Source organism: Prosthecobacter sp., from assembly GCF_049294395.1.
GTDB lineage: Bacteria > Verrucomicrobiota > Verrucomicrobiia > Verrucomicrobiales > Verrucomicrobiaceae > Prosthecobacter.
On sequence record NZ_JBAQCR010000089.1, the window covers coordinates 1 to 7,725 of the forward strand.

Consider the following 7,725-nt stretch of genomic DNA (forward strand, 5'->3'; position numbering starts at 1 on the left):
GCTGCAAGACTCCAGTCCTCTCCCATGCTTGATCCGTTTGTCACTCTCGAAGAAGCAGGTTTCTCCCTGCGGCGGAGTGGCGGTGTGGACCGGCTGGCCGGCTGGTCGCCGGAGTTGATTGCGTGCCTGGACTGGGCGCGCCTTTCAGAGCTGGCGCGTGCGATTGCTGCACAGGCTGGCTGCGAACTTTCGGGCTCACGCATCATGCCGGACGGCGCGGTGCTGTTTGGCATGATCGAGGAACCCAGATCGGTGAAGGCGCGGCGGGCGATCGTGAAGACCGCCCCATGGAACGAATGGGGGGCGACGCCGGAGACGGTGCAGCGTTTTGCTCAGGAGGTGCGCACCGCGCGCGATACCCGCGGCATTTTGATTGCACCTGCGGGGTTCAGCCCGGCGGCGCTGAGCACGGCGCAGGAACTGCGCATCGAAGCAGTGGATGCGGTGGCGCTGGATGCTGCGGTGCGGGCTCTGCCGGCTGAAAAAAGTGATTTTCTCTTCGTCGTCACTACGGCGGGCGACTTCGCCACGCCTTCCTGCCCGATCTGCATGAAAAAGCTGCAGCGCATCGAGCAGGAGTCTTTGGAACTGCCTTCAAGGACGATCGACATGGACGGACTGATCGCTGACAGCATCGTCTGTGATCGCCTTGAAGTGGCTGCGGGCTGTGAAGTGACGTTTTTGCAGGAGGTGCGGGCGCGCTCGATCACCGTGGCTGGCCATGCTTCGGGGGATTTTGTGTGTGAAGGACCGGTGACTTTGGAAAAGGGCGGCACCTTGTCAGGCACCGTGGCGGCGCGTTCACTCCAGGTGCTGGATGGCGGCGAACTGCTGGGGCAGTTCCGCATTCTGGAAGGCAAGCTGGGTTCGTTTGTGAAGCCTGCGGTGCGCTGGTACTGGCGCTGTGCGGTCGCGGACGGGCAGCGCCAGTGTGGCGGGGTGATTTTCGAGCCGCATCAGTGAGATGCGAGATCGTTCTTGGCACGCAGGGCCCGTCTGTGGCATGTAACGGCCATGTCTCCCAACTCCTCCGGCCCCGGCGCTCTGCTTCGACTGGTGTTTTATGCCGCCGCCATTGTCATGGCGCTGCTGCATGTGTTTGTGACGTTTCGCGGCCTGAGCAGTGCTGAAGGCATGAATCAGGCGCAGCTCGCGCGGCAGATCGCCCGGACGGGCTCGTATCAGACGCACGTGATCGAACCGTATGCCTGGGCGCAGATGGAGGCGGCACAAAAGCAACCGACGCCGCTGGCGATGCCCGAGACCGTGCAGCCGCCGCTCCAGCCGCTGCTGTGGTCGGTGGCTTTTCGTTTCCTGAAGCGCTGGGAGGTTTATGATCCAGTGACCAGCGGGGCGATTTTCATGCTTGATCGGGTGATCGCGTGTTTCGGCGTGACCTGGTATCTGCTGACGATTTTCTTCACGCACGGCGCAGCACGGCGCTTGTTTGACGAACAAGTCGCAGCCATCACGGCCATTGCGCTGCTGGTGTGTGAGCCAGCGTGGGAGCTGATGGTCAGTGGTGCGCCACGGGGGCTGCTGGTGCTGCTGTTTGCGCTGGCGTTTCGTCTGTATGCCTCGGCGGCTGGACGTGCGGTAGAAAATCGCGGCATGTTTGTGCCGCTCACGCTGCTGGGAATCGTCTGTTCGCTGATGGTGCTCACGCACTGGATGGCACTTTGGATTGTGACGGGAATCATCATTGGCACAGTGGTGTTTCTTCCGCGCGGCAAGGCCGGGGCCATTGTGGTGGCCTTGTTCCCGGTGCTGACATTGGCCGCCTGGGGCTGGTGGAATGTCCAGCTCTGCGGCGACCCTCTCGGTGGCATCAAGGCCTTGTTTCAGGCGCAATCTTCTGCCGTGGCGCATGATTTGCTGCTGCGTGACTTCTCCACCAGCGTGCCGCTGCTGCAGGTGGATGATCTGCTGCGGCGTGTCGGTCTCGGCTGGCAGGACCAGCTGGGGTTGCTGATGGCGCATTTGGGTTATGTCGTGCCCGCCCTGCTGTTTTTCCTTTCCCTCATGCACCGCTTCCGCAAGGCGGATGCGGCTTCTGCACGGTGGACGCTGGCGGTTGTTTTTGCCTGCGTGACCATCGGCATGGGCCTCATCGGCCTGGCGGACAAAGACAAGGACGACAATGCACTCTACATCGTGCTCATGCCTGCCATGTGTACCTTCGGTGCGGCGATGCTGGTGGTGCTGTGGTCCCGTTTTCAAATGTCCGGCGACTTCATGGCACGCTGGGGCGCGCCACTGGTGGCCTTGCTCATCACCGCGCTGCCACTGGCGGTGAATCTGCCCGTGCTGATGAAGTTCGGTCTTACCATGGGCGGCAAAATCCCGCCGCACTGGCCGCCCTTCCTGCCGGAACGCGTTTCCATTCTGCGCCAGCTCATGGAGAAGAATGAGTTCGTCATCTCTGATTCACCCGCTTTCATCGCCTGGTATGGGGACGTGCCCTGCGTGGATCTGTGCACGCAGCGCGGCGACTACGAAGTCATGAAATCAAAAGCCGAGGCGCGCGGTGTGAAGCTGGCCGGATTCGTCATGACGCCTGTCTCAGCCAAAGTCGAGCGCATCACCGACATCTACACCGGCCCCTATGCCGAATGGCGTGATCTCATCGTTCGTGGTCCCATGCTCGCCTTCGACCGCGATTTTGCCCCCAGCCCTGAGTTTCCTTTCAAAAATCTCATTCCACTCGTTGGCCAGACCGTGGGCGACAAAGAACACCTGAGCCTGCCGATGGTATTTTACACCGACAAGGCAAGATCGGTGAAGAAGTGACCCTATGCGGAGAGGCACGCTTTGAAAAACCGCAGCGTGTCCGCCAGGTGCTCATGCCAGTAGTCCCAGGTGTGACCGCCGGGAAACTCCTCATATAAATGAGGAATGCCAGCGGCTTCCAGATCACGATGCAGCGTGCGGTTGTGCTCTATCAAGACATCCTCGCTGCCGCAGTCAAAGCGCAGATGAGGCAGACGTGAGTTCAGCTTTGCGCAATCAATGACAGCGAGAGGCTCGGTTTCGGCCAGCTCAAATTCTGCCAGGGTCTCCTCCACAAAGTCCCGCATCTGCGGCGGCACGTCGGTGATGCTGCTGTGCGCACTGATGGCCGTAAACTTTTTCGGGTGCAGCAGCCCGAGCCGCAGCGCACCGTAGCCGCCCATGGACAAGCCGCTGATGAAGCGAGGTGCTTCGGCGCAGCGTGAATCGATTTCAGCGGCTGCCTCGGGCACTTCATCGACAATCCAACTGGCGTAATCGGCCGCAGCATGTCGCACATAGCCCGAGCCATCGCCCCACAGGCCGTCTGAAGGCATGGCCAGCATCATCGGCGGCATGTTCTCTTCTTTGATCAATCGGTCGAGCACTTGATGAGCCCCGCCTTTGTAGAGCCAGGCCCAGTGGCTGCCGTAAACGCCGTGCAGCAGAATCACGAGAGGAAGCTTTTCCGCCTTGGAATCAGGTGGCACATAGAAGCTGATGTCTGCACGACGGCTCAGTGCGGCTGACTTCACCGTGGCGTGATGAATGCCGTTGCCGATGTGGGCTGATTCAAAGGTGCGGAAACTCATTTCACGCGAGGATGTCCTTGATCACTTTGGCACCTTCCACGCCGCTCAGGCGTGCATCGAGTCCCTGAAACTTGAAGCTGAAGGCATCGTGATGGATGCCGAGCTGATGCAGCATGGTGGCATGCAGATCGTGGACGGTGGTGACTTTTTCGATGGCGGCATAGCCGAGGTCATCCGTGGCACCGTGCACCATGCCGCCTTGAATGCCTGCGCCCGCGAGCCACACGGACATGGCCTTGTTGTGATGGTCGCGACCGCTGCCGCCCTGTGACATCGGGGTGCGGCCAAACTCACCGGCCCAGACGATGAGGGTCTCGTCCAGCATGCCGCGCTGCTTGAGGTCGGTGATGAGCGCCATGCAAGCGCGGTCGACTTCCTGCGCTTTGAGCGCGATGCCTTCTTTGACGCCGCCATGATGGTCCCAGTCCTTGTGATAGAGCTGGATGAAGCGCGTGCCACGCTCAGCGAGTCGGCGTGCGAGCAGGCAGTTGGATGCGAAGGAGCCATCTCCGGGCTGGCAGCCATAAAGCTCCAGCGTTTTCGCGCCTTCAGCGCTCACGTCCATCAAATCGGGTACGCTCGCCTGCATCTGAAAAGCCATCTCGTATTGCGCGATGCGTGTAGCGATTTCAGGATCGTCCACGAGGGCGTCGTGCTGCTTGTTGATCGCGTTGATCGCCGCCACGTCGCGGCCCTGCTGATCGCGTGTGATGCCATTCGGATTGGTGAGATACAGCACGGGATCGCCCTGGGCGCGCAGTTGCACACCTTGGTATTTCGATGGCAAAAAGCCGCTGCTCCACTGCCGTGCGGCGATGGGCTGGTTCTGGCCGCCTTTGCCGAGGGATGTCAGAACAACGAAGCCCGGCAGATCCGAGGCCTCGGTGCCGAGCCCGTAGGTGATCCATGAGCCCATGCTGGGGCGGCCAGCGATCTGCGAGCCGGTGTTCATGAACATGTGCGCCGGATCATGATTGATCGCGTCCGTGGTCATCGAGCGGATCAGGCAGATGTCGTCGATCACGCTGCCAATCTGGGGAAACAGGGAGCAGATCTCGATCTGGTTCTTCCCAAATTTGGCGAAAGGGTGCTGCGGCCCGAAGCAATTCAACGGCTTGCCTTGCAGCTGAGCGAGCTGCTGCCCTTTCGTGAACGATTCGGGCATCGGCTTGCCGTTCATTTCGGCAAGCTTCGGTTTGGGATCAAACGTCTCCAGATGCGAGGGGCCGCCTGCCATGGTGAGCCAGATCACTCGCTTCGCCTTTTGCGGCAGAGGCAGTGTGCCCAGCACGCCGCGCACCGGTGCGGCGTGGGCTGGCTGGAGCAGCGATGCAAGCGCCACTGCTCCGAGCCCTTGGGAGGTTTTGCCGAGGAAAGCGCGACGTTGGAGCAGTGGTGATGAGTGCATGATTACTTGGAACTCGGTTTCTTGCCGAGATTTTTCAATTCTTCTTCCGTCCACATCGCCATGCGGGCCTTGTTTTGTGCGCGCAGGGTGGTGACGGATTTGATTTCAACCGGCGAGCCGTTGTGCTCCCATTCACGGCGGATGTAGGTCAGCACGCCGGCAATGTCTTCGTCGGTGAGCTGAGGCAGCGGCGGCATGGCGAGGTTGAAGCTGCGCCCGCCAACCTTCACCGGGCCGGCGAGTCCGTGGAGGACGATGCGGGTGAGAATCTCCGGCTTGCCGAGCACCCATTCGCTGTCCACCAGCGGTGGCGCGAGACCATCAAGGCCAAAGCCGTGCGGCTGATGGCAGGCGGCGCAAAGGGTGGCGTAGACGGTTTTGCCTTTCTCAAACAAGGCTGTCTGAGCTTCGTTCAGCGGCACGATTTTGGGCGGCGATGGTGCTCCTGGTTTGCCGGGCCATGCGAGACGTGCCTCGACGCTCGCAAACAGCTTGGCAGCTGCTTTGTCGCTCATCAGTGACTTGAGTGTTTTCAAGGATGCAGGTTCGGCGTCGAGCCAGAGCAGCTTGGCGGGTGTTTTGGATTTGGGGTCGCCACCGTTGCTGGCGAGTCCTTTGATGACGGCCATCTGCATCGCGCCGCCCTGAGGCTGTGCGGCGGCGAGTTCGAGCATGTCTTCAAATGGTCCTGCTTTGCCAGCCTGGGCCAGGAGCGAGCCGAGGGCCTCCATCACGGGAATGATCTGCGAGCTGTTGTCTTTGGTGAGCTGGCCGGCCATGAGCTTGGCAAAGGCCGCTTCCCTGCCGCGCATGCCGGTCAAAGCACCTTCACGGACCAAAACGTTTTTGCCGTTGCTTGCGAGCAGTTTTGCAACGGCGGTATCGGCATCCGGCAGATTGAAGGAGGTGAGCTTGATGGCGAGATGGGCGAGGACAAGCGCGTCTTTTTCCGCAGTCAGTGCGATTAAATCTGGGGCCAAGTCACGTGCGGAAATGCGGACGGCTGCGGCACGCACCTGGGCGTCTTTGTCGGTCAATGTGGCGCGCAGCAGATCTGGAGTGAGAGCTGCCAGACCATCGAGAGTCCAAAGCGCGTGAAGACGGGAAAGCGCCGATTTGTGGGTGAGCATCTCCTTCAGTGCGGGCACGGCGGAGGCATCGCCAGATTCGACAATGAGGCGCTGTGCGGTGTCACGAACCCAGCCGTTGGCATGGGTGAGCATGCTCACATCTTTGCTCACTTTCACCGGCTGCGGGCGCTCTTTTGCGTCCGGCACGATGCGCCAGATGCGGCCCTGATTGAACGGCGTCTCCAGTTTGCGATCCTTGATGTTCGCAATGAGGTAGTGCGTCAGGAAGCTTTGGTGCTGGATGATGCCGCGATACATGTCCACGAGGTAAAGCGCGCCATCAGGGCCATTGGCGGCCTGCACGGGACGGAAACGCTCGTCGGTGGAGGTGAGGAATTCGGTGGTCTTGGCTGTGTTGGTAGCCTTCACGATGCCGTCCGCTTCGCTCATCGTGAATCGCTTCACCAGGTTCGCGCAGGGTTCCGGCACGAAAGCGTTGCCGCGATAGGCGGCGGGAAAAGCATCGCCGCGATAGATCAGTGCGCCACAGGTGCCAGTCGGTTTTGGCAGGGTGCCGTCCGCGCGGAGTGATTTTGCTTCGTAACCGCGGTTCACGCCAGGGGTAGGATGGGAGGGGTAGAGGGTCTGATCTGCGGCCACTTTGGCATTGATGCTCGTGGCGTTGCGCAGCAGCGGGTTGCGGGTGAAAGCTTCCGTGGGCAGGAGGTCGGCACGGAGCATGTCGGAGTTGTAGTTGAAGAAGAGCCTGCCGAAGTCGTCCTGGCACAGGCCCCACTGGCCGCGACCAAGACCGGTGTCTTTCTGCCACACGCCACCGCGCAATTTGAAACGGGTGGTGTAACCCGCGCTCCAGATGGCATTGTCCATGGCCCAGATGGGAGTGTTGGCCATGTGCTCCGGCTGACCGCCGAGGGTGCCGAAGTCGGTTGCAACGACATCTTTCACATCGGCTTTGCCATCACCGTCGGTGTCTTTGCAGAAGTAAAGATTGGGCGGCACGGCGATCAAGGCCCCGCCATTCACGGCCAGCACGGCTCGGGGCATGACGAGGTTGTCGAGAAACGGCGTCGCTTTGTCCATGCGGCCATCGCCGTCCGTGTCTTCGAGCAGTGAAACACGACCGGTGGTTTCTTTTTCACCGCCGCCCTCAAAGTCATGCATGTAGCCGCGCATTTCGACGACGTAGAGCCGCCCTTGCTCATCAAAGCTCATCGCCACCGGTGATTCGATCATCGGCTCGCTGGCGACGAGTTCGATGTGGAAACCTTTTTCGACCTTGAAGGTCTTCATCGCCTCCTCCGGAGACAATGGCGCGGGCGGTGGCAGCTTGAACTTCAGTTCGACCTTTTCAGGTCCGGCGTTTTTTTGATGAACGGCCTGTGCAGAAGGCAGGAACGACGCCGCCAGGATAAACAGCGACGAACGCAGGATGAATGAGGGGAACCTTTGGGGAGGCATGGAGGAGCAGTTTTTTGGTTTTGAGGGGGGGCAATCACCAAACCATATGCCGGGCGAAATCCTAGGCAGTGTTTTAAAACTTCTTGAAAGGCTGCATCCAATCGATGACGGCGGCAAAAGCCAACAGAGAGGTGAAGTGCAAGGCAAGTTTATCGCGGCGCAATGACAAGCAGGCCCAAAGCTTGAT

5 protein-coding genes are annotated in these 7,725 nt (G+C 60.5%); 2 read left to right on the forward strand and 3 right to left on the reverse strand.

All coding sequences use genetic code 11. The features are described 5' to 3' along the window. Positions 1 to 963 (forward strand): polymer-forming cytoskeletal protein (locus WAW39_RS05900; RefSeq protein ID WP_422316753.1); only part of this gene is annotated, 963 nt, incomplete at its 5' end. 51 nt (positions 964 to 1,014) lie between these two features. Next, positions 1,015 to 2,790, forward strand: a complete 1,776-nt coding sequence (locus WAW39_RS05905; RefSeq protein ID WP_422316755.1) for a hypothetical protein — start codon at positions 1,015 to 1,017, stop codon at positions 2,788 to 2,790. A gap of 2 nt (positions 2,791 to 2,792) precedes the next feature. Here WAW39_RS05905 and WAW39_RS05910 read toward each other — a convergent pair whose 3' ends face one another. Genes WAW39_RS05910 through WAW39_RS05920 form a run of 3 tightly spaced genes read right to left on the reverse strand, consistent with a single transcriptional unit; the run spans position 2,793 to position 7,538 of the window. Continuing rightward, positions 2,793 to 3,581 (reverse strand): alpha/beta hydrolase, encoded by a 789-nt coding sequence (locus WAW39_RS05910; RefSeq protein WP_422316757.1) that lies wholly within the window; start codon positions 3,579 to 3,581, stop codon positions 2,793 to 2,795. A gap of 1 nt (position 3,582) precedes the next feature. Then, a complete protein-coding gene (locus tag WAW39_RS05915) occupies positions 3,583 to 4,989 on the reverse strand; it encodes a DUF1501 domain-containing protein (protein WP_422316759.1) in 1,407 nt (468 codons plus the stop codon). A 2-nt stretch (positions 4,990 to 4,991) separates the two neighbouring features. After that, complete coding sequence (locus WAW39_RS05920; RefSeq protein ID WP_422316761.1) at positions 4,992 to 7,538, reverse strand: DUF7133 domain-containing protein; 2,547 nt, start codon at positions 7,536 to 7,538, stop codon at positions 4,992 to 4,994. Positions 7,539 to 7,725: the final 187 nt, after the last annotated feature.